We start from the raw sequence: 23,167 nt of genomic DNA on the forward strand, positions 1-23,167 counted from the left end.
TTTTCATTTTTCACTGCATGATTCTGCAGTAAAGCAATACCCTCGTTAAGCCATTTATATTTGCATAAATGTAATTATACAATAATGCTAAGTAAGTTATTTATCATGTTTTTCTTTGAATTTATAATTTTTTGAGAGGTAACAGGAACATTCATTTTATTAATAACAGTTAGTTTTATTATTTAGAAATTTAAAAAAAGTGCAGATGTTTTTTTTTCAAAAATAAAGCCATTATGTTAGTGGGATTTTTTTGTTTTCTGAACATCCAACTACTTATTTAAAACTAATCAAAATATAACGTTGATATAAAAATATTATTTATAAATAAAATCTAATTTTCATGTAAATGTAGCTAAAAAATCAATACTTTTAGAATATGTTGGGTAAAAAAATATTCAATAAATGACAAACTTTAAGTAGGGAATTGAAGTTTATGGACTGGAGGATCGGTGAAAAATAGGCTAAGCGTTGAACGATCTATGTCAGCTTGCATGCTAATTTTTTGTTTCATGTGAAACATTTTAATTGCAGGAAAATAGGATTTTACTGTTATGTAATCAAGCTGGGAGAAAGCTAACAGAAAGTAGACAGTCGAAGAGGGAGTAAAACGAGTAAACTAAGTAAGAAATCAAGAATTATGAAGATAACGGATAGAAAAGGAGTTGAAGCTAATGACCAAGCTTGAAAAAATGATTCAATGGATGTCTGAACGTCAAGGAAAAGTTTCATATTCAATGACAGCAAGGTTAGGACCAAATAGTTATGATTGTTCTAGTGCAGTCTATTTTTCTTTAATAGCTGGAGGATTTTTAGCTAGTGGAACAATGGGGAATACAGATACACTTTTTTCTCATTTAGAAAAAGCAGGCTGGACAATGGTACAAGCGGATAGTACAGGTAATTACCCAGCGAAACGAGGAGATATATTCATTTGGGGAAATCGAGGTGCTTCTGGCGGTGCAGCTGGACATACTGGAATATTTATTGATGATTTGGATTCGATCATTCATTGCAATTATGGATATGATGGTATCACAGTAAATAATCATGATACGATCTGGTATCTGAATGGCTGCCCAGAAATGACTATTTATCGGTATAGTCAAGGAGACAGTTCTCCGCCAATTCCAGCTGTCCCAGCACCAAAACCAACACCGCAGCAAGGAGAGGGAAAATTACTCGTAAAGTCCGGTACCTTTTATCCAGACAGACGCTTAGCAGTGAGTAAAGACACCGATCCTGATGATGTTGTGAGTCCAGCACTTGCCTATTATTTACCCGGATCACCGATCCACTATGATCGATATACACATAGTAATGGCTATGTCTGGATCAGTTATTTAGATCGTGGAGGCAATCGACGGTATATTGCTGTCGGTCCGAATGATGGTCGAATCGATACTACATGGGGGAAAGGATTTTTCAATTAAGTTGAAAGGCATCCTTTGATCTAAGTGATATTTTAAACAGGTAACTGGATAGAAACGAAGTAATCACCGTATTTTTGAGGAATTTCAGACTTTATCCTCATAATCGTAAAAAATAAACCATTTTTTGAACACAAAATCGTCACAATTTGGCGTTATTATATATTCATACCAAACAAACAACCCTAACAAAACACTTTTTCATTTTTTAACTCCTTTTGCCCGCTCTCCCCCAAAGAGCGGGTTTCTTTTTGTTGTTCATAGATAACACTGATAAACTCCTCAATAACGCTAACTTAAAAATACTCCAAAGAAAAAAATTGATGTTCATTTTTCGAAAGAACGTTTCATAAAATAGCAGTAAACTATTCCTATAAGATGAAGGGGGGATTTACTCACATGAAAACAAAGGTTGAACAATTTCGAGACGCACATAAGAAAGACAAGCCACTGATTTTGCTAAATATTTGGAATGTAGAAAGTGCAAAGGCATTAAGCGAGGTAGGAATCAAGTTGCTTCCGACGGGTAGCTACGCGATATCGGATTTTTATAGTTATCAAGATGGCGAAAATATTCCATTAACTGAGCTTTTAAACTATGTGAGCGAAATGGATACAAAAAATAATTTTGTTACAGTAGATATCGAATCTGGATATGGAACTAGTCCAACTGATTTGAATTCTACGATTGAGCAAGTTGTTGCAAGTGGAGCAATCGGCATCAATATTGAAGATAAAATACCAAATACGACGTCTCTATTTTCTGTAAAAACCCAGAAAGACCGGTTATTATCGATCAAAAACAAACTTATTGAGATGAATAAGGATCTATTCATCAATGTTCGAACAGATATATATTTTGTAGGTGATATCATTCAAAACAATCAGGATGAACAGCTGCTGAAACAAACGATCGAACGGATCAACAGCTATGAAAAAACTGGAATTGATGGTATTTTTATACCAGGTTTAAAAAATAAAGAACATATCAAAAGAATCGTACAAGAAACAAGGCTACCGATCAATTTAATGCTGGATATTCAAGCGGATAGGTTAGAAGATTATCTTGATTTAGGTATTTCAAGAATCAGTTATGGTCCATCACTTTATTTTCTTTATAATGAGCAATCAAAGGATAGTTTAGTTGATTTTTATAGATCACTGTTAAAAGAGTTTATTCCTTATGAAGAACAAGGAAAAATCGAGTTGTTTAGACAAGGATAGAAAGGAGACGCCAAAATGATCAGCGAAAAGGAACAAAAACGCTACTATAAAGCCTTATTAGCGAAGGACTCTACATATGATGGGATTTTCTTTGTCGGGATCAAAACGACGGGTATTTTTTGCCATGCGACCTGTCCAGCCAGAAAACCGAAATATGAAAACTGTACCTTCTATGAAACGGCAGAAGAAGCATTGCTTTCGGGGTTCCGTCCGTGCAAACGTTGTAAACCACTGTACTTTCCAAGAGAGATCCCGCCGTTAGTGCAGAAAATGGTCGAGCTGGTCGAGGAAAATCCGGAAAAACGCTGGAAAGATCAAGACTTTGCCGATTTGGGGATTCATTCAATGACGGCTAGAAGGCAATTTAAAAAAGTTTACGGTATGACGTTTGTTCAATATGCACGTTCAAGAAGGATGGGGATCGCATTGAAATCGATCAAAGAAGGGGAAAAAACAATCGATACACAACTAGATATGGGGTATGATTCGCCGAGTGGCTTTTATGATGCATTTTCAAAAATCATGGGCAGCAATCCCAAAAAATCAAAAGAAATCAAAAGCTTATCTGCAGATTGGATCGATACGATTTTAGGACCAATGATGAGCATTGCAGATGATGACTATTTATATTTATTGGAATTTGTTGACCGTCGCGGTCTAGAAAGAGAAATTGAGCGGCTACGGAATCGAATGAATGCATCGATCGTTCCTGGAAAAACGAAAATCAATGAGCAGATCAAGGAAGAATTAGCGCTCTATTTCGATAAGCAGCTGGATGAATTTAAGACACCGTATTTATGCATAGGTTCTGATTTTCAAAAGAGTGTTTGGCAAGCTTTGACCGAAATCGAGCGTGGTAAAACGTCATCGTATAAAGAGCTGGCTAACGCCATCGGCAATCCAAACGGCATGCGTGCGGTAGGAAATGCGAATGGTGCGAATCAACTGGCGATCATCATTCCTTGCCATCGAGTGATCCAGACAGATGGCAACTTAGGCGGCTATGGCGGCGGGATCGAACGAAAAAAATGGTTGTTGAAGCATGAAAAAGAATATAGTGACTAAAAAAAGAGTATTGCTCACTGAAAAAAAGTGAAGCAGTACTCTTTTTTTATTACCAACCGCCGGAAAATCCTCCTCCGCCAGATGAACCGCCACCACCAGAAGAACCTGAACCTCCACTGCTACTGCCGGAAGAGCCTCCGGAACTGCTGCTTCGATAGCTGGAAATGGTAAAGCTTTGCAGTGTATGATAGTTTGAGAAGCCTAATCCAGGAGATTTTCCTAAAAATAGACAAGCATCTAAATCTTTTATGGCTTTAGGGTAGTAGCTCGATTCGATTTTTTTGAAATCACGCTCCCCCTTTTTAAAAGCTGAAGGCAATTCCTTCTCAAACCCATTTGCATTTTTCATGAAATTCTCTGCGCTAGTATCTTGATCTTTCAATAAGTGATAGGAAATCAATAAAATCAGTAACCGTTCTTTTTGCTTCGTATAGCTAGTCTTTGAAATACGCTGTTGTACATACGTTTGAACGATCGCTTTTGTTTCCTTAAAAGCAATGCGTGCTTGAACGATTTTGTGTAACGTAGTCAAGTAGTCTTCATTTGATTGTTTTAATTGCTCAAGTAATGCTGTCTGAGCTTGCGGCAACTTTTGAGGATCGGTAAGAAAATCACCTAAATTTTGATAAAACGCGTCATAATAAGGCTCACTGATCGTTAAACAGCACTCATAATAGGTCAGCTGATTCGCTGTCGTTAAGTGATGCGTTTTATAGTTGCCGATTTCTATTGCATAATCGATAACGGTACTTTTAAAATAGATTCGTGCTAAATAACGCAGCAGTGGTTTATTTTTTCCGAAATAGGCAAATAACAGAGCGTTAAAAGAAGCTTCGTCTTTCATTAAAGCCAGCACTGATTTTTCAATCAATGACGCTTTGCCGATATGGTGCACTTTTGTATGACGGATCGGATCAAACAGCCTTTTTTTGATTAGGCGCGTATATAAAGCACTTCGTAAAAAAGCAAAGCCAATGATGCTTCCAATGGCGAGCACCACTAAAAAGACGAAATGATCCATAATAAAACCGAGAACGATCTCGAAATAATAAGCAAAATTCTTTTTCAGCGCTGTAGCTTGATAGGTATAAGAATCATCATTTTCAGTCTGATCAAGTTCTGCAACTTCCTTTTTAGATGCATCATAATTGCCATAGCGACTATTGATCGTACCGATGATGTTCGTGCTGATAATACTTAGCCCCTGATTATAGTCTTCTTCGCGAAATAATTGCTCCACACTGGCAGGGACGATCGCACGCTTCATACTATCCGTAATGACATCTTCTACGCCATAACCGACCTCCAAGCGGTATTTCCGATCCTGTACAGCGATCACAAATAAAAAGCCATTATCCAGCTCCTTGTCACCGATGCCTAATTTTTGAAACGTTTTATTCGCATAAGATTCGATCGTTTCATTTCGCGGCAGCTTTTGAATCGTTTGTAAAACGAATTGCGGACTGCCTGGCAGCTGCTTAAATGTTTCCTCATTCGCTCGGATGATCTGTTCTTTGGTTTGCTGACTCAATAGGTTTGCCTGATCATCGACAAAAAAGCTTTCCGCAGAAGAAACAGCTGGCTGCCAGAAGAAGAAAAGAGCAAGACCTGTGAAAATCAGGAGCCTTTTTAAGGTAACGTTTGATCTGATTGTGTGTGTGTTGTTCATAGGATTTCCTCGTGTGTTTATTTGATTTGTTTTTCTTTCTTAATACATATATTACCATATCATTTTTTTGATTGAGTACAAATCCAAAAAAATTCAGGAAATAGGGCGTGTCTATGCCTCTTTATTCATACACTCTATTGATTATTTTCGTTTAGTATCAATGCGGCTATTTTGACATAAAATTATTTCATATCATAACTATTAACGGACAATTTTAATCATTTTTCGTAAAAATGTGTGCTACTATTATGGAAAAGGAAGTGATTATTTGATCTGTGCATTAGATAATTTAAGCCCAAAAGAATTGAAACTGATAAAAAAGCATGCAGTAGAACGTATCTTTAGTGAAAATGAAACAATTTTTGACATTGGTGACAAACCAGAATTTTTGTATCTTTTATTAAAAGGGGAGGTGTATATCTGCGATACTTCGTTAGAAGGGCACCGCACAATTGTAACGATCATTTCAGAAATCAATGATTGTTTTGGAGAAGTCTATTTATATAATGAAATGCCATATACATATTACGCAGTCGCTGCGAAAGAAGCAAAAATCATGTGTATCCCCAAACAATATCTGGTACAGTTTCCACAATTTTCATATAACATGAATAAAATATTAGCGAGCAAAGCATTTAAACTTTCACAAAAGCTACAACTATTGTTGAAAGATAGCTTACAGGATAAAATTTTAGAATATCTGGAGAAGCATCAAAGTGTCGAATTAAAACGTTATGAGTTAGCTGACTATTTAGGTGTCAGTCGACCTGCATTGTCAAAAGCAATCTATCAAATGGTAGACAAAGAGCTGATTGAAATTGGGGAACATGGAAAATTAATCTTAAAACGGTAATCTAGATTACCGTTTTTTGTTGTTTTAAAGCCTATTATAAATCTAAAAAGGAGTATACATATGGAGAACATGTTCTGTTTTCAATGTCAGGAAACGTTCAATAACACAGGATGCATCAAACAAGGAGTATGCGGAAAGAGTCCAGAAGTGTCCAATTTACAAGACGGGCTGATAAGAGCAAGTCAATACGCATCTGACGACCCAACGCATGCAATGCAAATACAAGTGATGGAAAATTTATTTATGACCATCACGAATGCTAACTTTTCAAAACAAGATATTGAAAAAGCTATTTCAAAAACCTATACTGGAAAACCAGTCGCTACTTTAGTGCAAGAAGGAAGTTTTCAATATTCAGAAAATGAAGATCTACGTTCGTTAAGAGCTCTTGTCCTATTTGGACTGAAGGGAATGAGTGCTTACTTGCATCATGCATATGTATTAGGCTTTGAAGATCAGGCGATTTTTGATTTTCTAACGAATACGTTATATGAAATACTAGAACAAAAAACGATGGAAGAATATTTAGCACTCATCAATCAAGTAGGCGAATTTGGTGTCAAAGCGATGGCGCTATTAGATCATGCTAATACAAAAACATATGGTCACCCTCATATAACAGAAGTAGAGCTGGGCGTGGGCGATCGTCCCGGTATTTTAGTTTCTGGTCATGATCTACATGATTTAGAAGAACTGCTGGATCAAAGCGAAGGGAAAGGCATCGATATTTATACACATAGTGAGATGCTGCCTGCTCATTACTATCCTAAATTTCAAGCATACGAGCATTTTAAAGGAAACTATGGAGGTGCTTGGTGGAAGCAAAGGGAAGAATTTGACAGCTTCAATGGTCCGATTTTAATGACGACAAATTGCATTGTACCAGTTAAAGCTGCGTACAAAAATCGTATTTATACAACTGGAGTCGTTGGCTATGATGGTGTGCAGCACATTGATTCTGTAGAAGGGAAAAAGGATTTTTCGGCTATGATCGACCAAGCATTGACCTGTACAAAGCCTGTTGAAATTGAAACTGGAAGTATCATAGGCGGCTTTGCCCATAATCAAGTATTTGCGTTGAAGGATCAAATTGTTGCTGCTGTAAGAGCAGGTAAAATTAAAAAATTTGTTGTCATGGCAGGCTGTGATGGCCGTCAAATGACGCGTTCATACTACACAGAATTTGCAGAAGAGTTACCAAAAGATACGGTCATTTTGACAGCTGGTTGTGCAAAATATCGCTACATCAAATTAGGATTAGGAGATATCGATGGTATTCCTAGGGTATTAGATGCAGGACAATGTAATGACGCCTATTCTTTAGCACTGATTGCATTAAAATTACAGGAAGTGTTTGAATTAGCAAATATCAACGATTTGCCTATTGTATATAATATTGCTTGGTATGAACAAAAAGCGGTCATTGTTCTGCTAGCTCTTCTACATCTGGGGATTAAAAATATCCACTTAGGTCCTACCTTGCCAGGATATATGACAGAAACAGTTATTGATTACTTAGTGGAGACGTTTGATCTGGCGCCTATGACGAATGTGAGTGATGATTTAGAAATATTTGGTTTAGAAGCTTAATTCGTGTGTTTTTAGTATAGATAGATAAGGAATCACTAAGACATAGTTAAGAAAAGAGATAGGAATAGGGACAGCGACTTTAGCAAAGTTTCAGCAAATGAAAAAGTGTCGATGGATGTTATTGAGAGGATTTGTGTGGCTCTTGATTGTCAGCCGGGGGATATTATGGAGTTTGTTTCGGTGGAATAAAGATACAGCTACTTCAATGTGATTGTTGAATCAAATTGTAACTTCTATTTACAATATTTAATTAGTTCATAAATAAAACAGAAATGGTATACTAATCCAAGTAAAATCTAGTTAGTATACCATTTTTTTCCAGTAATTTTATATTTATAAAGTAAGGTGTGAATTAATAAGCTAAGTCTTCTTTATCTAAAATACCAGTATCCTGATTCAACTTGAAATTGAATCTATTTCTACCATATTTATCTTCTTGGTTTTTATTTCCTTCACACACAATTGCGATATAATCAGGGAATTCTTGAAAATATAACATTTCAAAATCAATTGGTTTTTCCACTTCATACAAATATTCCCCATCTAAGTCTAATGCAATGACGTCCCTTTTTGACTTGTTTAACATAATTAAAAGTAAATTTTTTAAAGGGAAATACCCAACTTGAATTAATTCGTCAAATTTGAGATGATTAGAAATTTCATGATGCATCCAATTAATTTCACCCGTTTCAAAATTGTAATTCATTACGGTATTTCCATCTAAATCAAAATAGAGAACGCCTTGTTTAATAAAATTTTGCTCAGTTTCTGCATAAATAAGTTTAGTTTTCTCGTTATATGATGCAAAGAATATGTCACTTAGTTCTATCTTATTTGTACATCTACCACAGTTCCAAGAAATTATTTTGCTGCTGTAAGTCAAATTTTTCAAAACGCTCACACCCCATGAAATAATACATTGATAAGAAATATTCACAATAAGAAAAGAACTCTATATTAAATTAGTTTAACATAAATGAGTAAACTTCTTTTTCGTAAAAAATATAAAGGAATATTATATGTGATAAATACACTCAGATTGTAAACATCCTTTTTTTGAACTTTGTATACAATTTAATCTAATAATTTATTTTTTAGTTATTTTCAGATAGATTTTTTTCTGCTAAAGGAAGCAATACTTTTAATTCGTCTTCTGTAAATAAATCTTTATTATCTAGAACTTGGATTAATAGCTCTGGAAATTTCCTTATAAAGTCTTTCACATTCTCCTTTTCTTCATACTCATTGTTTTTAACAGGCCACATACCTGTTTCAGCAAAAATCATTACTTCGTATGCATCTTGAGAAGATTTAAAAGCTTTGTCTGCAAGTTCTTTTGTTATCGGGTAGGAAGCTATCTGATCAAATGGACCTTGGGGCCATTCTATCGTATAATTGTTTTCCTTTTTTACAATTGCAAATCCATCACCTGGGTATATTTCTTCCATAAAGTTTTCACCTTTCTTTATTTAAATACATTCGTTACAGTATATCCACCAAGAACCCAATAACCTTAACTTTCAAGACAATACATTTCACTCAATTCACATAATACCAGCTCATTAGAATCCGTGCACTTTGAATTCTGATCCAAATAATTAATATAAATCATTTAAGATTTTATATATGCTTTTATTTTATACTAGATTGGTCAAAAGAATGAGTAATCTTTTAAATACATTACTAGTTGCTTCTAAAATTCTACCTATTCGTAAAATTGTTAGAGTTTTAGAAGCTATACTCAGGAACTAGAGATTTCCATAAAAATCTTAGGTGAATCTTTTTTGATAAATTAACTTCTCTGATTAATAGTTTAATAAGAATTTTTTTCAATTAATTGAAGAGATTTTGAAATTGTTTGTAAGTTCATCACTACGCGGATTGAATTCAATATTCTGTCACTAAGAAAGGCAACGTAATATCATACTAATTTTTTATTAATTTGTATTTAAAATATCCCATGTTATGTCTTTGGCTTTATCGATAGGCTCATTTATTAATATCCTTTTATCATAATCATTATCCCAAATATAAAATTCTCCTAAACCTCCTCTAGGTGGATATAAAGAATCATTAAGTTTTCGTATTTCTTCTAAATAATCGATATCATTACATTTATCCAATTTATCCAAAATTAATTTGATAGTTGATATTTGGGGGTTGTTAGAAGCGTCTCCGTAGAGAATCAAGCTCTCCAGTAGAACCTGATATTGTGTTTTTAAAATGCTGATTTTATCCATATTCATTAACCTCTTTTATTTTAATTTAGATTCACTAACAATTTTCACACCTTTAATTTTCCATGGTTCAGACACAAAAATTTGTGTTTGATCTAACCCTCCAGAATAAAGCCCGTCCTGTAATCCTACTGGACCTTCATAATATACTGTACCTTTTGGAATTTTAACTTTGTACACTGCATTGACTGTAGATTGACCTTCCAAAACACCTGTCTTGGGATTAATCCATTGTGGCTTTACTGCAGTATCAATACGGACCTTCGCAACCGATTCTGGTGGTTGTGATGTAAACCATTGTCCAAATCCATTTTTTTCATTACCAGGAACGGTAAGCCCACCGCTCTCCCCACCTCTATATAGATAAAATTCTTCTGTAGCGACATTTCGATTATATCTGCCGCCGTAAAAATTTTTAATAGGCTTCCCGCGCATATCAGCTAACGGACCAGGATTATCGAAGCTATTATACTGATAATTGTAAATGTCATCATATTTAGAAATTACTCTGGGATTTTTACTGCCTTTAAAGGGATTTGTAACTTTACCCTTCAAGAAACTATTATAAGCTGTAAGCCCAGCAAAAGCTAGGTTCATTGCACCAAATATGCCAGATAACACTCTTTCTTCACTTGTTAATTTTTTCCCTGTCAAAAGGCTATTTCCAGTCGAAGCTCCCCAAATTCCTTCCAGCGCACCTACACCAGACATACCAAAAGAAATAATTGGACCAATTACAGGAATACTTGTGACTGCAACTGTTAAGGCAAATGCTGCCGAGCCTTTAGCTAAAGCTTCCAAAAATGAATCATAATTATAACTGGCAAGATTCATGACCATCATTTGATAATCATCATAGGTGAAATCATCACCGATTTGATTTTTGAATTCGATATATTCACGCTTTAATTGTTTTCCTAATGGAGTAGAAGGCTCGAGTAAATCTTTTAAGGTTACCACACCAGCATTTCCAGTCGTAAAATCACCAGATTTTGCTAAAGATCCGGTGGCAGCTGTGCTATAGCTTTTGATGTCTACATTGCTCATCGCACCTAAGAAAGAATCTAACTTCGCATTGAAAGGGAGATCAATGTCATTTCTAATAGCTGAGGGAGCATTTTTAGAATATTTGTGTAAGATTTCTGTCAATGCAGGGAAAGAACCTACCTGATATTTACCAACAGACGCTGTATCAAAAACAGAAGTAATCTCACCGTCTACATCTAATCTACTGATGGTGTCTTCTGCATCAGTAATGATATCAAAGCTATCTTGAATCAGTGTAGCGATAGAATCTGCCGCACCACCTCCAGCATTTAAACCAGCAATTGCACTAACATCCTGTTGCCAATCTGCTTGAACACAGTTTACTTTGCTCATTAATAAATCGTCCCTCCTTTCGCTTTCTGACTATTGTTCTTACTATTTAAAGCATTTTGAGCAACTTTACTCGCAATATAATTATCCGTATCTTTAAATTCATTAGCAGTGAAGTCTATCAATGAAGCCATACGTGCATAATGTTGGACTAAATCGCTGATTTTTAGAAACGCCATAGGATAGATTGCAAATTTATCCAATGCCATACCAGATTCGTAAAAACCTGTTTGTTGGAGCTCTGTTGCGGCTGTTACGGCTTCGTCTAATATAGATTCCGTTGCACGAAGTAATGTAGCTAGATCAGACATTTCGTCTGCGCTGACTTGTGTTTTAGTCAAACCAACCTCTTCCTTTCTCATAGGCGATACCTAATGTATCAACCACTCGTTTATTTAATAGCTCCTGACTAGTGTGATAAATTTTCTTCGTCGCTACGTCTATTTCAACTAATTGGTCATTTTTTACAAAGAATAACCATTCTTTTACGTTTTTGATTTTATCTTCTTGGACTGTTATTTCTCCAACAGAAAGAATCTGAGACTCGACGGCATCTATTAAAGCATCTTTTTCTTTATGATTGATTATTTCATCATGAACTACTTTTTTGATCCCAGTTTCTCCTCTTAAAAGTTCGTTTGTTAAATAGACTTCCTCTAAAAATTGTTGTCTTGTGAATTGTGTGAATAGATAACTATCATCACTTTTTATAATGCCAAGGCCTTTATCATCATAGAAGGTCATAAAACAACTATTGACGAAAATATATTTTTTATTTGTACTGTATAATTCCAAAAAACGAATAACATCAGCGCCATGCTTAGTCAAATTAGTATCTGAATCAATGATGCTTTTTTCCTTTAGTAACTTTTCCGCTTTTTTACTAGATTCAGTTGGAGTAAAAGAACAGTCTTGAATTTCAGGACATCCAACTAATAAGCGTTTATCTATTGATTGAAGCAAAATAAATAATTCTTCAGGTGTGAAACTTTCTTTTGTTTTTATTGTCGTCATAATTAAAGTCCTTTAACAGCTTGAACTTCGCCAGAAGCTTCAAAATTTTTAATACTTTTTTTCAAATCTTTCAAAACTTTCTCATGCTTTTTCAAGTTTTTTTCAATATCTTTATGATATTTAACTACGATATCTAAATAAGCTGCACAAGAATCTTTGGCTTCACCCGACCAAACAGCGCCTCCGTGCAATTTGTTGTTGACAAATTGGGCTTTTTGTAATGCTTCACCGACTTTTTCTTGAATTAGAGTAGCTTTTGTTATTGCATCAGCTAATTTGGCATCATCTATTTTTACGTCGCTCACGTTCTTCATCCTCTCTTCGTTTCTTTTCGGCTCGTACTGCATCGTTATACTCTTTCTCTCTTTGTTTTTCAGCTTCGTATTTTTCAGCGTATTCTTGAGCTACTTGACTAGCTCTTTGTTGAGCCTGCGACAAACTTTCATGGTTTTGCTTTACCTTATTAATGTAAGACTGTAAGTTTGCAGCGATTGATTTTGCTGAAGTTACATAGTGTTTAGAAGGTAAATCACTAGCTGACATCTCAGGGGCTTGCGACTTGTAATTTTTTAATATAGTCGACGCGCTCTTTGATTTTTTCTGGTGGTTAGACAGAAGTGATTTTAGTTCTGTAGCCAACTGTTTATAATTATCTCGCTGTGCTCTATAAAATTCAGTTTGAAATGCCATGGTAAAACTCCTTGTTTTTATTTGTGAGAGGAACTAAAATAATAAACTTTAGTTCCCCAAGTCATGTTTTATTAGCGACAACATTTCATCTTATAATAAACGTTGTTTGTGTAGAAATAAGCTTCATCTACTTCAAGTAAAGGTTCATTTGCTTGATATGGTTTCTCAAACAATGTTTGATCGGCTTTTCGTAATCCTAAAATTGCTTGTTTTGTATTGGTCTTTATATACTTTGGAATTGCTTCGTAGCCAGTTAAGAAATTCAAATATGAATACATTACCAAGTGAATGCCGACTTTTGGTGCACGTTCATAGATAGAAATAAATTCATCATCTTTAATTCCTGAATCCTTAACGAAATTCGCCATATTATCAATCAATATGACCCACGAATCTGTATTTCCATTTTCTTGTCTACGGTCAATTTCGCCTAATAACATTTCTGCAAATTGTCCTACTTGTTCCCCAGATACATAGGTCGAGATTCTTTCTTGGTGCTGATTTAATCCGCCTTCAGTATCAATAGTCAATAATTTGACATCATCCATTTGAGCTACAGTAAAAATCATTTGCTTTTGTAATAATGTCAATGATTCTTCCCGATCACTAAAAGCAACCAAGTGTTTCATTTTGGATAAATCAACCGGTACAGCTTCTACTTCTTCGTAATCCACACCCAAAGGAATTAATTGATTGCCCATTGCGTACTGAACTGATCTTTTCCGTTTAAAGCTTTCAAAATCAAGAATTTCCGGTACCATCGGAATCGGTTCTGGTCTTGCCCCAGTCCAATGTTGATCCATCTGCGCCACTTCTTCTTGGATCGCTTCAATAATTTGCAGTGTATCTTCACCCTCAGCTGGTAACGCAGTCTGGAACAACTCTGGTTCTTCCAACTTGATCAATCCACGCCCAGGCAAGTCATCGATCGTTAAGGTTGTCCGTCCAACGATCGCTCTAGGCTCAGAATCATCGATCATCTTCAACACAATCTGTGTCTTGATATTACTTGATAGAGTCATCCGCATTGAATTTTGGCGACCAGCAGATAATAGTAGGTGAATCCCGATCCCAGCACCTTCACGAGCAACTTGAGTAATGACTTTCTCAAGAATTTCCTCAAACTTGGCACCTTTCATGCCTTCAAATCCATCTAACAAGATAAGAATGATCGGTTCTTCCTTACCACTCGCACGTTCATACATTTCCAAACTAGCGACAGAATACTCACTCAATAATTTCTTCCGACGTTTCAATTCATCATTGATCCGACGAGCAAATTTCTCGATTTTCTCTTCTTCATCAATACTCATCGTATCAGCTACATGCGGTAATTTCTTTAATGGAAGTAATCCGTTTGTTCCGAAATCAAGCAAGTATACATTTAGTCTTTCCGGATTATGCACACGAGCCAAGTCCATGACCACCGTCTGCATAAACGTACTCTTTCCATATCCTGGACTACTAAAGACCGTCATATGCCCTTCTTGCGTCATATTCAAGCGTAAGGTTTCCTGCGCCTGCATACTCGGCACATCCACCACACCCAAAACAGGTTCAAGCGGCTGTTTCTCTGTCTGCCATTCTTCTTTAAAGTTTATAGGATGCAAAGCAGTCGCAATGATCCGCTCTTCCAATGGCGGTAACCAAGGACGAGGAAGAGGTGTGATATTCTCACGTTCCGCTACTTCGTGGATCCCATCAATGATCGCATCTAATTCGGTTGGAATCTGTTTCACGTCATCCGCATTTTCTAACCCACTTAAATCTTCACTTAAAATTTCATACTGACCGAGATCATTTACAAGGTAAATCGTGTGATCTTCGATTTGTTGTTCATCTTTGTCCGGTTGATAATCCGCCCCACTCCATGCACTTTGGAACAATTCATAAATCTCATTGTTTCCGACTTGTAGATACGCACGACCAGCTTGAGTGATCTCTGCGGCATCGGGTGTTTTCAGCATTTCCATACTGTCGGCACGATCCGCCACTTTCAAGGCAAGCTTGAATTTCGAGTTACTCCAGATTTGGTCATTCACGACACCGCTTGGTTTTTGCGTTGCCAAGATCAAGTGGATCCCTAGGGAACGTCCGATACGGGCAGTGGAGACAAGCTCTTTCATAAATTCCGGTTGTTCTGCTTTTAACTCGGCGAACTCATCCGAAATCAGGAAGAGGTGAGGCATTGGTTCGTCTACATCGCCGTTTTTGTATAATTTTTGGTACTGATTGATATGGTTGACATTATTCTCTGAGAAAAGGCGCTGACGACGTTTTAGCTCGGCATTGATGGAAATCAAGGCACGCATACTTTGAGCGCCGTCCAAGTTGGTGATACTGCCCAGTAAGTGCGGCAGATTCCGGAATAGGTTCGCCATTCCTCCACCTTTGTAGTCGATCAGTAGGAACGCGACATCATATGGGTGGAAGTTCACCGCTAAACTCAAGATATAGCTCTGCACGATCTCTGATTTCCCTGAACCAGTGGTACCGGCGACAAGGCCATGGGGACCGTGGGCTTTTTCATGGAGGTTCAGATAAACGATGTCGTCTGTCTACTTAAAGGTAATCTCTTTAAATTTAACATAAAGATACAATAATATTTAGCTTAAAAAGAAAAGAGTAAAAAGTACTAATAAATAGTAATTTTTTACTCTGTGAATCATTACGTATTAAATTTTTTCTTTCTGCCTTAATTCATCAATTTGTTTCTTTATCTTTGGTAGTGTCTGTGAAAAGTCGTTATGAAATGAAGAGAAGATTTGGGAACAAGCATAATAATCACTGGCAATCTTTTTCTTATTGACTGGTCGCTGTTTGTCGCTAAAAAAGTCATTTAGTAGATTTAAAGCATTTTGCCAAGAGTTGAGTTGTTCTAAAAGATCGTGTAGTGAGTAAATATCTTGATGGCTGATGCTCTTGATTGGTTGTTTTTTGTCGTTTTTAAGATTTACTGATTGTATTTTATTCATGGTGATTCTCCTTCAAATTTTTTTGGAGAATTTCTTAAATGTATGATATACTCAACTTGTCTGGGGTAGAGTTTTTAATTTAAGAAATTCATTTCTTGTTTATTAAAGCTCTGCTTCTTTTTGTTTGATCTCCGACCTCCTTTTTATTCGTGAAAAAGAATTTAATATTCGCTTTAATGAATATATAGTATCATAAATAGAATGTTTAGACAATGGTTTTATTCTGATTTAGGAATTATTTATTCGTATAAACGAACATTTTGTATTGACTATAGAATATCAACAATCTATACTAAGGTCATAATTAGTAGGAGGTAAAGCAAATGCCAATTATATATAATCGTTTATGGAAACTATTGATTGATAAGGGAATGACTAAGACACAATTAAGAAAAGAGATAGGGATAGGAACAGCGACTCTGGCAAAAATTTCAGCTAATGAAAAAGTGTCGATGGATGTTATTGAGAGGATTTGTGTGGCTCTTGATTGTCAGCCGGGGGATATTATGGAGTTTGTTTCGGGAGAAAATTAATCTAAAGAGAAAGACACCATATTTTAAAAGGTGTCTTTCTCTTTTTTAAATTTCTTTAAATAAGTATAAGTTGTAAATATAACACATATATAAGAAATTATTAATAAAATACCTATTAAATCTATTTCCACTGATTGGCTATACTTTTTGATATTATATGAACCTAAACAAATGGTTGATAGTAATAGAACCCACGCTTTCCAATGTTTTGGATTTTTTCCTTGAGAGTTTAATAAATAGAGACTAAAGATACATTGCAAAACTATGACTATTAAATATAAATATATGTTCATTGATACATTATGGTATATGATTGAGCTGTGTTTGGTAATTATCGTCTTTACAAAAATATATATAGTAGTTAAAACTTGAAAAAATATAGTATATTTTATTGTTTTTTCTAGATAGTATCCTTTAATAGGATCAATAAACAATTTTTTGCCTCCTTAATTGATTTCTGTAGTGCCATCTTTGTAATGGATGGTCATATTACTAACTTCTATATTACTCATATCTTCACCTGAGTATACTGTTTTTTTGTTAGTTAGGTTTACATTTTTAGCCCCTAAGAAGATAGGAACCACAGTTTTTGAAGGGATAGATTCTGAACTGATCTCTTTGTAGCTGTAGGGAAAATTACCCTCGTTTTCTCCCCCTATAGTTGTCAGATCTAAATCATAGTTAAAAGAGATGTCTTCAATCTCTCTGTCAGTATTATTAACAAGATACATTAATGTGATAAATATATTTTCATCCGAATTATAGATTCCACCATATAAAACAGTCGGTACAGGGGAGTCATGTATATCTAATTCTTTTTTATCAAATAAATATTTTTCCATATTCTTTGAATCTTTTACAAGAGATGCATCATATACTTTTGGTATTAAAAAACTATATTCTTCTAGATTTATTTTTTTGATATTTTCAGTCATATTGTCCTCTTTTTTTTGATATTTTTCTACAAAACTATCCCATGTAGTATCAGTAGTGTCTTTATCATTTTGACATGCAGTCAATATAAATAGCCCGCTTAGTAACAAAATTACTTTTTTCATGAAAGCCCTCCAAATTGTTAAAACGCAAAATCTTTAGTTGTTTCCGTTTTAAAATCTTGATCTTCAATTTTTCCATTTAATTTTCCTGTAATCCCCATGCCTCCTTCTACACTAATTTCTTGTTTATGTTTATCAAAATCTGCACTTGCACCTGCTTTAGCACCTGCACCTAAATTTCCGTTGATAGTAATATTTTTATCAGTTTTAAAGTATTTTATTAATGAGTTTACCATTTTTGATGGGTATTCTTTTGGTTCTCCAATTATTACTTCGTTATTGTTTGAAGAGTTTAATTTTTCTATCAAGTCTGCGTTCAGAACAATGTTCTGTTGGTCTGGGTTTATAGCTATCCCAGTACATTCTAATTTCGCATATAGGTTGCACCATTGTTCAAAAGATATAGGTGTTGGATGAACATTATTGTCTTGACTGAATAAGGTTAATAAGTCTATTGTTGTAAAAAGTGGTAAAAATATTTCATTTTTTTCATTTTTTATTTGAAGAAAACTAATTTTTGAACTATTTCCCCTAGAAGTATTTTCAAAAATAGCACAGTATAGATTTGTTTTTTTAGTTCTTCAAAAAAATTTTTTTTTAAATTTCTAAAGTAGCTTGCTCTGATTTGATTAATTCCATATACTTCAAGATATTCTTATTTTCTGATTCAGTCATAGTTAAGTCCTTTTTCTCATTAATTTATTGTACGTATCTTTAAAATTCAATAACCTAATTCCTAACTCATCTGAATAATCCCAAGTATCTGCTATGAAGTGAGGATAAGAAGCTATAATTTTTTTAGTTTCTTGATTTTCGATAGAATTAATCATTGAGCTAATTTCTGAGTAAATTAGTTCTAATTGTTTTTTCTGAACGGCATCAGATATATTAAGTCTTTGGTCTAGTTCATTTAACAACCTCTTGCCTTCATTTTTTAGTCTTACTTGATCTGCACTAAATTGTCTAGATTCGGAATATACCATTGTTTTGCTCCCCCTATAAATCGTGCTCCTTCTTCGAACTGTGGACCTACAGTACCAGCTATAAATTGTGTTCCTTCTTTTACTTGGAATTGAGCAATGCCTTCCATTGAATTCCAATTTGCTGGTAATGCTAAATTTTCTCTATTAATAGCATCAGTAAATGTTTCAAATAGATAACGACCTTTTGGTTGAGCTCCTCCACCATAGAATCTTAACCCATAAGTGTCTGGTCCTGCTGTTTCTAATGTTATAGTTCCAGGCTTAAAGGAATCTAAAACCTGTTTTCTAAATTCTCTTGGGACATTATTTTCTTTCAAATAAGGATCAGGCATCTCATTTAGGAGTGCTTGTGCAGTTTGAAGATTCTTAGCTTAGGTCATAATATTTTTGTAATTACTTCTACCACTATTCTGCATCATCTTAACAACATGTTCCATTTTCGAAGATGATGAACCAGTTACCATGTTGATGTTATTACTAAATGAGCGTAGACCTCTCACACCACCAAACACACCTAGAGCTCCAGCGCCAAATCGGAACAAACGCTCACCAGTGCCAAGTTCACGCCCGCTTAATAAATCCTTCTCAACTGCGGCATTAAGCATTTCATAGCCACCAAATGCAGCGCCTAAAACCATACCTGCTGGTGGAAAAACGAATCCAACGATTACTGTCGTTGCCAAAGCGGCCATATTGAACCAAAATTCTTTTTTATGCTGTTTATCGGATATTGATTCATACTCAAAGGCACCGGAGTAAAGAGCAGCTTTTTGGTAATCCGCGTAAGATAAGTCTTTTGTGCTAGGATTATTTGTAGTAGTTGCCCTTCAGAAAAAAAGCCAAGTGAATTTTTTCTTCACTAGACTTAAATTTTATTATACATTAGCTAATCTACTTATTAATTGAGGAATAGCTTGTATGATAAAGTAGTTACTCTTCTTCAGGTTCGTCTTCATTCATAATATATTCAATGTCTTCATCAGTAAATTCATTACCCTCATATACAGGATGACCATTTGGGCCAAGCATACCCATTACTTTCTTGTCTCTATCGGATACGATAAGTGTATAGTCATCCATAAGAAATGGATTTTCAGGTAAGTCTACGGTGACCCTCCAAGCTGGGCGAACATCATCATTGTCATGATTATTTGGATATATCTTAAATGTATATGCTTCATCAAAAAATAAATTGTCTACCACTTCATTGACTGTTCCATTCAGTTTTTCTGGATCAGTGAAAGTTTTTTTATGATACTCTTTTGCAATTTGTATTGCTTGTTCTGGAGTTAAAGTCGGTTCTATTGTTATTTCGTTAATTTTTCTGTAGTGTATTGGAAATTCTTCAGTAGTTTTTTTTATTAGTTGTTCTAATTCTTCCGTTGTTCTTTTATGACTTTCCATCAAGACACCTCCTATTTGAATTTGAGTCTTAGGTGTTCTATATATTCTATGGAATGAATAATCGAGCGATCATCAAACAAGTGTTGATTTTTCATTATTTGTTCAAAAACATATTCTTCTCTTTGTAGAGTACTTAATTTAGTATAGGCATCTTGTCCAATATCTAACCATTGTCCAGCATGAAACCCTTCGTGATGTAGCGCTATTTGAGTTGGGTTCTTTGGAAGAATTATTTCTCCAGTAATGAGATTTTTTAATCGCACAATTTACTTATTATCTTATTTTATAACGATGCTATCTAGTAAAATATTATTGCTTATTTTGCAACGTTCCCCTTTTAGAATAGTAATCTATATGTAAAAACGATACCAGTCAATAAAACTGATATCGTTTTTATTCGATTATTTACTATCGATGAAATTTAAAGTTACATTTTCATTTTTTAATAAAGTTGGAATAGTAATTTTGTTAAAAACACTATCTTCATCAAAGGAATTAGCATAAATTGATACCAAACCTGTCGCTGCTTCAGCAAATCTTGTTTCCAAATTAAGCCATAGTTCTTTAGCAACATCTTTTTCTATATCACTATCTGGATCAAACAAGTCCAAATTTAAAAATTCTTGGCCACCAGAGGTGGATTCAAGTGAACCTTCCTCATATTCATTTTCAGAGAGGCTTACTAATTCCAACTTTATGGAACTTGGAACGAATGTAATATCTCTGTTCCAATCTATTTGAGCTAAAGTTTCTTTTATTTTTGTTATTGGAATGTTATCAAAATTATGTTCAGATGGGATATTTATAATATCAGGCTTATCAACTCGCTGTTCTATAGGCAATACTAGTTTTTTTGTTTCGTTCGATATACTGATAAATGACCAACCCATTTTTACAGATAGTTGTACATCATCGATTATCATTTTTATCATTTTTTCACTTCCAATCTAGTAAGGGTATTTCTAAGGATTGAGGTTTTTCTTCTATGATACCTGATTCAGTAACATATATATGTTTATTTAGGTCTTTCAACATTGAGTAATTAATTCTTCTGTAAACTTCTAATTTTTGTTTTGCAGTCAATTTTAGTTGTTGAGTATTCTTTTTATCTTGGACAGATAGTATAGTAGTCCAACAAACTTCATCTCTAAAATCTGCAACATTACAGTAAACAATGCAAGATGGATCTTCATAGATTAAATTTTTATTTTCACTAGATTTTCTCATTATTTTAAAGTTTTCTTTGCTCATTATCTATCATCACCTTATATTTATATGAGATACATTTGGATTACTTCTAAGTTGAGGAAGTTCTGTCGACCAAAAAATAGTTTTTGGTTTAATAGTATCAGGTACATTTTTTGTAAAAGCAGTCACTGCACCGCTTGCTCCATCTGCATATCTAGAAGAAAGATTAGACCAAATCTGACTTGCTTCTGCTTCAGTTAAACCATATTGTTGATATACATTAGTTCCATCAGCAAGTTTGTCAAATAATTTCAAATCATCCATCCATTTACCTCCAGGAGTTCTTTCCAAAGTTAATTTGGTTACTCCTTTATTTTTTAGTAGTTGATCTGCATAATTTTCCGCCATTTGCCTAGCTGTAACTGTTTCTAATTCACCAGTAACATTGTTATAGTATTGGGTTCTCCCTGCATAAAAAATTGATTTATTTTTTCCAGTTGAGACATCTAATTTATTTGATTGTTCTAACAAAAACTCTGCTTTTTTTCTAGGATCTTTTATTGAATCTAATTGTTTGGATAAACTTGTTAACGAATTTTTAGCTTGGCTAGTGATACTCTTATAATTACTTCTACCACTATTCTGCATCATCTTAACAACATGTTCCATTTTCGAAGATGATGAACCAGTTACCATGTTGATGTTATTACTAAATGAGCGTAGACCTCTCACGCCACCAAACACACCTAGAGCCCCAGTACCAATTCGAAATACACGTTCTCCCGTGCCAAGTTTACGCCCACTTAAAAGATCTTTTCCAACTATCCCGTTAAGCACTTCATAGCCACCAAATGCAGCGCCTAAAACCATACCTGCTGGTGGAAAAACGAATCCAACGATTACAGTTGTTGCCAAAGCGGCCATATTGAACCAAAATTCTTTTTTATGTTGCTTGTCGGATATTGATTCATACTCAAATGCCCCAGAGTAAAGAGCGGCTTTTTGGTAGTCCGCGTAAGATAGGTCTTTTGCACCAGGATTGTTTTTTAAATAGTTTTCCCACTCATCTACCATTGCTTTACCGACGGGATTATCGCCATTTAAAATGTCTTCAAGGTTTATTTTATCCTTTTTGACTTCGTACGTCATGTTAGTGCCCATTGCGTAGGCAGTTCTGGTTTCTTTGATTCCTAATGTATTAGAGACAGAGTACTCTGTGATGTCTAAATCTCTTACAGCCACCACATAGGCATCCATTTTTTCATAAAAGGGATCATCGATTTCACTCGCTAAGATATTATTGACTTTGCCTGTGAAGTCTTTTAAGACTTTTAGTTTTTCACCAATTTCCTGATATTGACTGCTACGATCAGTGTGACTAAAACTGATAATACCATCTTCATCATAAGTTGAGATATTATCTTCTGCTTTTTCTAAATTTTTAGAAACATCTTTTAGTTCTTCATGGACACCTTTGCCCCAACCTGAACCAATTAAATTTCCTAAATCACGCCCCATTTTTTCCCAACTACTTTGAGTATACTTTACATCTGCCATCATTTCACCTCTTTTTTACTTATTTTTGAGCGGCTTGTATCCCATTAGAAATGTTTTTATCTGCTTCGCTCATTTGTTGCCAAGTCAAGGCTGTTATTTGTAACAGGCGGCCATAATGTTCAGCTACAGAAGCATATTTTTGAGGAATATCTTTTAATTTGCTTACCGCATTTTTGGCTTGTCCTTCTTTATAAAAATTTAGATTTCCTATTTTTTGTGCTTCTTTACAGGCTTCCTCAATAGTTTGAAGAATGTCCATTAAATCTGTGCCAAAATCTTCAATTTCACTAATATCTATATCTATTTTTTCTGCCATAACAATCCCT

General features: G+C 34.7%; 28 protein-coding genes and 2 pseudogenes. 7 read left to right on the forward strand and 23 right to left on the reverse strand.

Annotated features, from left to right (window positions below):
* Nucleotides 1–671: 671 nt before the first annotated feature.
* The 3 genes from IGI58_RS07555 to IGI58_RS07565 all read left to right on the forward strand — a co-directional run bounded on the left by IGI58_RS07555 (nucleotide 672) and on the right by IGI58_RS07565 (nucleotide 3,716).
* Nucleotides 672–1,430 carry a peptidoglycan amidohydrolase family protein gene (locus IGI58_RS07555; RefSeq protein WP_429953929.1) on the forward strand — a complete coding sequence of 253 codons (759 nt, stop codon included), beginning with the start codon at nucleotides 672–674 and terminating at the stop codon, nucleotides 1,428–1,430.
* Between the two features lie 396 nt (nucleotides 1,431–1,826).
* Nucleotides 1,827–2,651: an isocitrate lyase/PEP mutase family protein gene (locus IGI58_RS07560; protein WP_429953928.1), complete on the forward strand. Its 825-nt coding sequence runs from the start codon at nucleotides 1,827–1,829 to the stop codon at nucleotides 2,649–2,651.
* A gap of 15 nt (nucleotides 2,652–2,666) precedes the next feature.
* Nucleotides 2,667–3,716, forward strand: a complete 1,050-nt coding sequence (locus IGI58_RS07565) for a bifunctional transcriptional activator/DNA repair enzyme AdaA (RefSeq protein ID WP_429953927.1) — start codon at nucleotides 2,667–2,669, stop codon at nucleotides 3,714–3,716.
* A 49-nt stretch (nucleotides 3,717–3,765) separates the two neighbouring features.
* Here IGI58_RS07565 and IGI58_RS07570 read toward each other — a convergent pair whose 3' ends face one another.
* Nucleotides 3,766–5,385: a TPM domain-containing protein gene (locus IGI58_RS07570; protein ID WP_429953926.1), complete on the reverse strand. Its 1,620-nt coding sequence runs from the start codon at nucleotides 5,383–5,385 to the stop codon at nucleotides 3,766–3,768.
* Between the two features lie 268 nt (nucleotides 5,386–5,653).
* Here IGI58_RS07570 and IGI58_RS07575 point away from each other — a divergent pair, with 268 nt between their 5' ends.
* Genes IGI58_RS07575 through IGI58_RS07585 form a run of 3 tightly spaced genes read left to right on the forward strand, consistent with a single transcriptional unit; the run spans nucleotide 5,654 to nucleotide 8,017 of the window.
* On the forward strand, nucleotides 5,654–6,238 hold the full coding sequence (locus IGI58_RS07575; protein WP_429953925.1) for a Crp/Fnr family transcriptional regulator: 585 nt from the start codon (nucleotides 5,654–5,656) through the stop codon (nucleotides 6,236–6,238).
* A 60-nt stretch (nucleotides 6,239–6,298) separates the two neighbouring features.
* Nucleotides 6,299–7,828 carry a hydroxylamine reductase gene (gene hcp / locus IGI58_RS07580; RefSeq protein ID WP_429953924.1) on the forward strand — a complete coding sequence of 510 codons (1,530 nt, stop codon included), beginning with the start codon at nucleotides 6,299–6,301 and terminating at the stop codon, nucleotides 7,826–7,828.
* Nucleotides 7,829–7,870: 42 nt separating this feature from the next.
* Complete coding sequence (locus IGI58_RS07585; protein ID WP_429955344.1) at nucleotides 7,871–8,017, forward strand: helix-turn-helix domain-containing protein; 147 nt, start codon at nucleotides 7,871–7,873, stop codon at nucleotides 8,015–8,017.
* A gap of 163 nt (nucleotides 8,018–8,180) precedes the next feature.
* Here the strand turns inward: IGI58_RS07585 and IGI58_RS07590 are convergent, their stop codons facing one another.
* The 10 genes and pseudogenes from IGI58_RS07590 to IGI58_RS07635 form a co-directional block, all read right to left on the reverse strand.
* Entirely contained in the window at nucleotides 8,181–8,720 is a 540-nt protein-coding gene (locus tag IGI58_RS07590) for a hypothetical protein (RefSeq protein WP_429953923.1), read from the reverse strand.
* Nucleotides 8,721–8,922: 202 nt separating this feature from the next.
* The gene (locus tag IGI58_RS07595) at nucleotides 8,923–9,276 is read right to left on the reverse strand and encodes a hypothetical protein (protein WP_429953922.1); all 354 of its coding nucleotides are present in this window, start codon (nucleotides 9,274–9,276) and stop codon (nucleotides 8,923–8,925) included.
* Between the two features lie 489 nt (nucleotides 9,277–9,765).
* On the reverse strand, nucleotides 9,766–10,068 hold the full coding sequence (locus IGI58_RS07600; protein ID WP_429953921.1) for a hypothetical protein: 303 nt from the start codon (nucleotides 10,066–10,068) through the stop codon (nucleotides 9,766–9,768).
* A 15-nt stretch (nucleotides 10,069–10,083) separates the two neighbouring features.
* Nucleotides 10,084–11,445, reverse strand: a complete 1,362-nt coding sequence (locus IGI58_RS07605) for a hypothetical protein (RefSeq protein ID WP_429953920.1) — start codon at nucleotides 11,443–11,445, stop codon at nucleotides 10,084–10,086.
* Nucleotides 11,445–11,783 carry a hypothetical protein gene (locus tag IGI58_RS07610; protein ID WP_429953919.1) on the reverse strand — a complete coding sequence of 113 codons (339 nt, stop codon included), beginning with the start codon at nucleotides 11,781–11,783 and terminating at the stop codon, nucleotides 11,445–11,447. The genes IGI58_RS07605 and IGI58_RS07610 overlap by 1 nt, the downstream gene beginning before the upstream one ends.
* The gene (locus IGI58_RS07615) at nucleotides 11,776–12,456 is read right to left on the reverse strand and encodes a DUF5081 family protein (RefSeq protein WP_429953918.1); all 681 of its coding nucleotides are present in this window, start codon (nucleotides 12,454–12,456) and stop codon (nucleotides 11,776–11,778) included. Before IGI58_RS07615 ends, IGI58_RS07610 begins: the two co-directional genes overlap by 8 nt.
* A 2-nt stretch (nucleotides 12,457–12,458) precedes the next feature.
* Entirely contained in the window at nucleotides 12,459–12,761 is a 303-nt protein-coding gene (locus tag IGI58_RS07620; protein WP_429953917.1) for a WXG100 family type VII secretion target, read from the reverse strand.
* Nucleotides 12,739–13,146, reverse strand: coding sequence for a hypothetical protein (locus tag IGI58_RS07625; protein ID WP_429953916.1), 408 nt, complete (start codon nucleotides 13,144–13,146; stop codon nucleotides 12,739–12,741). The genes IGI58_RS07620 and IGI58_RS07625 overlap by 23 nt, the downstream gene beginning before the upstream one ends.
* A gap of 71 nt (nucleotides 13,147–13,217) precedes the next feature.
* A pseudogene (gene essC / locus IGI58_RS07630) lies at nucleotides 13,218–15,701 on the reverse strand (type VII secretion protein EssC); the annotation flags it as partial.
* A 120-nt stretch (nucleotides 15,702–15,821) separates the two neighbouring features.
* Nucleotides 15,822–16,121 carry a hypothetical protein gene (locus tag IGI58_RS07635; RefSeq protein WP_429953915.1) on the reverse strand — a complete coding sequence of 100 codons (300 nt, stop codon included), beginning with the start codon at nucleotides 16,119–16,121 and terminating at the stop codon, nucleotides 15,822–15,824.
* Nucleotides 16,122–16,444: 323 nt separating this feature from the next.
* On the opposite strand from IGI58_RS07635, the gene IGI58_RS07640 reads away from it, so the two are divergent.
* On the forward strand, nucleotides 16,445–16,654 hold the full coding sequence (locus IGI58_RS07640) for a helix-turn-helix domain-containing protein (RefSeq protein ID WP_429953914.1): 210 nt from the start codon (nucleotides 16,445–16,447) through the stop codon (nucleotides 16,652–16,654).
* A 446-nt stretch (nucleotides 16,655–17,100) separates the two neighbouring features.
* Here the strand turns inward: IGI58_RS07640 and IGI58_RS07645 are convergent, their stop codons facing one another.
* From IGI58_RS07645 to IGI58_RS07700, 12 genes and pseudogenes are all read right to left on the reverse strand, one after another.
* Nucleotides 17,101–17,712: a membrane lipoprotein lipid attachment site-containing protein gene (locus IGI58_RS07645; RefSeq protein ID WP_429953913.1), complete on the reverse strand. Its 612-nt coding sequence runs from the start codon at nucleotides 17,710–17,712 to the stop codon at nucleotides 17,101–17,103.
* 17 nt (nucleotides 17,713–17,729) lie between these two features.
* The gene (locus IGI58_RS07650; protein ID WP_429953912.1) at nucleotides 17,730–18,017 is read right to left on the reverse strand and encodes an enhanced serine sensitivity protein SseB C-terminal domain-containing protein; all 288 of its coding nucleotides are present in this window, start codon (nucleotides 18,015–18,017) and stop codon (nucleotides 17,730–17,732) included.
* 3 nt (nucleotides 18,018–18,020) lie between these two features.
* A pseudogene (locus IGI58_RS07655) lies at nucleotides 18,021–18,260 on the reverse strand (SseB family protein); the annotation flags it as partial.
* A 126-nt stretch (nucleotides 18,261–18,386) separates the two neighbouring features.
* The gene (locus IGI58_RS07660; RefSeq protein ID WP_087641610.1) at nucleotides 18,387–18,692 is read right to left on the reverse strand and encodes a hypothetical protein; all 306 of its coding nucleotides are present in this window, start codon (nucleotides 18,690–18,692) and stop codon (nucleotides 18,387–18,389) included.
* Nucleotides 18,650–19,024, reverse strand: coding sequence for a hypothetical protein (locus IGI58_RS07665; RefSeq protein WP_429953910.1), 375 nt, complete (start codon nucleotides 19,022–19,024; stop codon nucleotides 18,650–18,652). Before IGI58_RS07665 ends, IGI58_RS07660 begins: the two co-directional genes overlap by 43 nt.
* 39 nt (nucleotides 19,025–19,063) lie before the next feature.
* Nucleotides 19,064–19,375, reverse strand: a complete 312-nt coding sequence (locus IGI58_RS07670) for a hypothetical protein (protein WP_429953909.1) — start codon at nucleotides 19,373–19,375, stop codon at nucleotides 19,064–19,066.
* 247 nt (nucleotides 19,376–19,622) lie between these two features.
* On the reverse strand, nucleotides 19,623–20,096 hold the full coding sequence (locus tag IGI58_RS07675) for a hypothetical protein (protein ID WP_429953908.1): 474 nt from the start codon (nucleotides 20,094–20,096) through the stop codon (nucleotides 19,623–19,625).
* 11 nt (nucleotides 20,097–20,107) lie between these two features.
* Nucleotides 20,108–20,359: a zincin-like metallopeptidase toxin domain-containing protein gene (locus IGI58_RS07680; protein WP_429953907.1), complete on the reverse strand. Its 252-nt coding sequence runs from the start codon at nucleotides 20,357–20,359 to the stop codon at nucleotides 20,108–20,110.
* 138 nt (nucleotides 20,360–20,497) lie between these two features.
* Nucleotides 20,498–21,028, reverse strand: coding sequence for a hypothetical protein (locus IGI58_RS07685; protein WP_429953906.1), 531 nt, complete (start codon nucleotides 21,026–21,028; stop codon nucleotides 20,498–20,500).
* Nucleotides 21,029–21,032: 4 nt separating this feature from the next.
* The gene (locus tag IGI58_RS07690) at nucleotides 21,033–21,347 is read right to left on the reverse strand and encodes a hypothetical protein (protein WP_429953905.1); all 315 of its coding nucleotides are present in this window, start codon (nucleotides 21,345–21,347) and stop codon (nucleotides 21,033–21,035) included.
* A gap of 9 nt (nucleotides 21,348–21,356) precedes the next feature.
* Nucleotides 21,357–22,841: a hypothetical protein gene (locus tag IGI58_RS07695; RefSeq protein WP_429953904.1), complete on the reverse strand. Its 1,485-nt coding sequence runs from the start codon at nucleotides 22,839–22,841 to the stop codon at nucleotides 21,357–21,359.
* A 19-nt stretch (nucleotides 22,842–22,860) separates the two neighbouring features.
* On the reverse strand, nucleotides 22,861–23,157 hold the full coding sequence (locus tag IGI58_RS07700; protein ID WP_087641609.1) for a hypothetical protein: 297 nt from the start codon (nucleotides 23,155–23,157) through the stop codon (nucleotides 22,861–22,863).
* Between the last annotated feature and the right edge of the window lie 10 nt (nucleotides 23,158–23,167).

This window comes from Enterococcus sp. AZ020 (genome assembly GCF_050499205.1).
GTDB classification, from domain to species: Bacteria; Bacillota; Bacilli; order Lactobacillales; family Enterococcaceae; genus Enterococcus_L; species Enterococcus_L dunnyi.

Coding starts and splice junctions, on each gene's coding strand:
- IGI58_RS07555 (WP_429953929.1), top strand. CDS start 672: ATGACCAAGCTTGAAAAAATGATTCAATGGATGTCTGAACGTCAAGGA.
- IGI58_RS07560 (WP_429953928.1), top strand. CDS start 1,827: ATGAAAACAAAGGTTGAACAATTTCGAGACGCACATAAGAAAGACAAG.
- IGI58_RS07565 (WP_429953927.1), top strand. CDS start 2,667: ATGATCAGCGAAAAGGAACAAAAACGCTACTATAAAGCCTTATTAGCG.
- IGI58_RS07570 (WP_429953926.1), bottom strand. CDS start 5,385: ATGAACAACACACACACAATCAGATCAAACGTTACCTTAAAAAGGCTC.
- hcp (WP_429953924.1), top strand. CDS start 6,299: ATGGAGAACATGTTCTGTTTTCAATGTCAGGAAACGTTCAATAACACA.
- IGI58_RS07595 (WP_429953922.1), bottom strand. CDS start 9,276: ATGGAAGAAATATACCCAGGTGATGGATTTGCAATTGTAAAAAAGGAA.
- IGI58_RS07600 (WP_429953921.1), bottom strand. CDS start 10,068: ATGGATAAAATCAGCATTTTAAAAACACAATATCAGGTTCTACTGGAG.
- IGI58_RS07605 (WP_429953920.1), bottom strand. CDS start 11,445: ATGAGCAAAGTAAACTGTGTTCAAGCAGATTGGCAACAGGATGTTAGT.
- IGI58_RS07615 (WP_429953918.1), bottom strand. CDS start 12,456: ATGACGACAATAAAAACAAAAGAAAGTTTCACACCTGAAGAATTATTT.
- IGI58_RS07625 (WP_429953916.1), bottom strand. CDS start 13,146: ATGGCATTTCAAACTGAATTTTATAGAGCACAGCGAGATAATTATAAA.
- IGI58_RS07635 (WP_429953915.1), bottom strand. CDS start 16,121: ATGAATAAAATACAATCAGTAAATCTTAAAAACGACAAAAAACAACCA.
- IGI58_RS07640 (WP_429953914.1), top strand. CDS start 16,445: ATGCCAATTATATATAATCGTTTATGGAAACTATTGATTGATAAGGGA.
- IGI58_RS07645 (WP_429953913.1), bottom strand. CDS start 17,712: ATGAAAAAAGTAATTTTGTTACTAAGCGGGCTATTTATATTGACTGCA.
- IGI58_RS07660 (WP_087641610.1), bottom strand. CDS start 18,692: ATGGTATATTCCGAATCTAGACAATTTAGTGCAGATCAAGTAAGACTA.
- IGI58_RS07665 (WP_429953910.1), bottom strand. CDS start 19,024: ATGCCTGATCCTTATTTGAAAGAAAATAATGTCCCAAGAGAATTTAGA.
- IGI58_RS07675 (WP_429953908.1), bottom strand. CDS start 20,096: ATGGAAAGTCATAAAAGAACAACGGAAGAATTAGAACAACTAATAAAA.
- IGI58_RS07685 (WP_429953906.1), bottom strand. CDS start 21,028: ATGATAAAAATGATAATCGATGATGTACAACTATCTGTAAAAATGGGT.
- IGI58_RS07690 (WP_429953905.1), bottom strand. CDS start 21,347: ATGAGCAAAGAAAACTTTAAAATAATGAGAAAATCTAGTGAAAATAAA.
- IGI58_RS07695 (WP_429953904.1), bottom strand. CDS start 22,841: ATGGCAGATGTAAAGTATACTCAAAGTAGTTGGGAAAAAATGGGGCGT.
- IGI58_RS07700 (WP_087641609.1), bottom strand. CDS start 23,157: ATGGCAGAAAAAATAGATATAGATATTAGTGAAATTGAAGATTTTGGC.